This is a genomic window from Leisingera aquaemixtae (assembly GCF_001458395.1).
Taxonomy (GTDB): Bacteria; Pseudomonadota; Alphaproteobacteria; order Rhodobacterales; family Rhodobacteraceae; genus Leisingera; species Leisingera aquaemixtae.
In genome coordinates, this window is sequence record NZ_CYSR01000024.1 from 1 (window position 1) to 2,076 (window position 2,076).

Consider the following 2,076-nt stretch of genomic DNA (forward strand, 5'->3'; position numbering starts at 1 on the left):
AGCAGGACGGCTCCGCCACCGGCGGCTATGCGGCTGTGTCCTCTCCGGAATTCCGCGAAGCGCAGCTCGCCAAGTTCCGCGAGCTGGCGCCGGAGATGGACATCGTCATCACCACCGCGCTGATCCCGAACCGCGACGCGCCCAAGCTGTGGCTTGCCGACATGGTCGCGGCAATGAAGCCCGGGTCGGTCATCGTCGACCTGGCCGCCGAGCGCGGCGGCAATGTGGAAGGCACCGTGAAGGACGAGAAAGTGGTGACGGACAACGGCGTCACCATCATCGGCTACACCGACTTCCCCAGCCGGATGGCGGCGCAGGCCTCGACGCTTTACGCCACCAACATCCGCCACATGATGACGGACCTGACGCCGGACAAGGACGGCCAGGTCAACCACAACATGGAAGACGACGTGATCCGCGGCGCCACCGTGGCGTTTGAGGGCGAGATCACCTTCCCGCCGCCGCCGCCCAAGGTGCAGGCGATTGCCGCCAAGCCCAAGGAGACGGTGCCGGAACTGACGCCGGAGGAAAAACGCGCCAGGGAGGTTGCGGCCTTCAAGGCACAGACCAAGAGCCAGGTCACGCTGCTGGCCGGGGGCGGTGCGCTCCTGTTGCTGGTGGGCCTGTTTGCGCCGGTCAGCTTCATGCAGCATTTCATCGTCTTTGCGCTGGCCTGTTTCGTGGGCTTCCAGGTGATCTGGGGTGTTGCCCACTCGTTGCACACGCCGCTGATGGCGGTCACCAACGCGATCTCCTCGATCATCATCCTGGGCGCCTTGATGCAGATCGGCTCCGGCTCGTTCCTGGTGATCCTGCTCGCGGCGCTCAGCGTCTTCATGGCCGGGATCAACATCTTCGGCGGCTTCCTCGTCACCCGGCGCATGCTTGCCATGTTCCAGAAATCTTAAAGAAGGGCCGAGTTCATGGATTACGGTTTCACCACCGCCGCCTATGTCGTTGCGGCTGTTCTGTTCATCCTGTCGCTGGGGGGGCTGTCCAACCAGGAAAGCGCCAAACGCGCGGTCTGGTACGGCATCGCGGGCATGGGGCTGGCGGTTTTTGCCACCCTGATCGGCCCCGGCTCGGGCCTGTGGCTGTTGTCGCTGCTGCTGATTGCGGGCGGCGGCATCATCGGCACCTATGTCGCCAAGAAGGTGCAGATGACCGAGATGCCGCAGCTGGTTGCCGCGATGCACTCGCTGGTCGGCCTCGCGGCGGTCTTCGTGGGCTTCATCGCCCATTTCGAGATCGGAAATGTGGCATCCGCTGCCAGCACCGAGGACCTCGGCACCTTCGCCAAGCTCATTGCCAAGAAAACCCCGGCCGAGATCGCCTTTTTGCGCGTGGAACTCTTCCTCGGCATCTTCATCGGCGCGATCACCTTCACCGGTTCCGTGATTGCCTTCGGCAAGCTGGCGGGCAAGGTCACCTCGGCCGCCACCAAGCTGCCGGGCGGCCACATGCTGAACGCCAGCGCCGCGGGCCTCTCCTTCATCTGCCTGATCTGGTACTTCAACACCGGCGGCTTCCTGCCCCTCGTGCTGATGACGCTGGCGGCGCTGTTCATCGGCTACCACCTGATCATGGGCATCGGCGGCGCCGACATGCCGGTGGTGGTCTCGATGCTGAACAGCTACTCGGGCTGGGCCGCGGCGGCGATCGGCTTCAGCTTGGGCAATGACCTGCTGATCGTGGTCGGCGCGCTGGTCGGCTCTTCCGGTGCGATCCTTTCCTACATCATGTGCAAGGCGATGAACCGCTCCTTTGTCAGCGTGATCCTGGGCGGCTTCGGCGGCACCTCCGGTCCGGCGATGGAGATCGACGGCGAGCAGATCGCCATCGACGCCGACGGCGTGGCGGCGGCGCTGGAGGAGGCCGACAGCGTGGTGATCATCCCCGGCTACGGCATGGCGGTGGCGCAGGCGCAGCAGAACGTGGCCGAGCTGACCCGCCGCCTGCGCGCGAAAGGCAAGACTGTGCGCTTTGCGATCCACCCGGTCGCAGGCCGCCTGCCGGGCCACATGAACGTGCTGCTGGCGGAGGCCAAGGTGCCCTACGACATCGTGCTGGAAATGG

2 protein-coding genes are annotated in these 2,076 nt (G+C 65.2%); both read left to right on the forward strand.

Features of this window, described 5'->3' with window-relative positions:
* Positions 1-908: Re/Si-specific NAD(P)(+) transhydrogenase subunit alpha (locus PHA8399_RS12190; RefSeq protein WP_082649537.1), on the forward strand; the 908-nt coding region annotated here is incomplete at its 5' end.
* A gap of 15 nt (positions 909-923) precedes the next feature.
* On the forward strand, positions 924-2,076 hold a 1,153-nt coding region (locus PHA8399_RS12195), incomplete at its 3' end, for an NAD(P)(+) transhydrogenase (Re/Si-specific) subunit beta (RefSeq protein WP_058286429.1).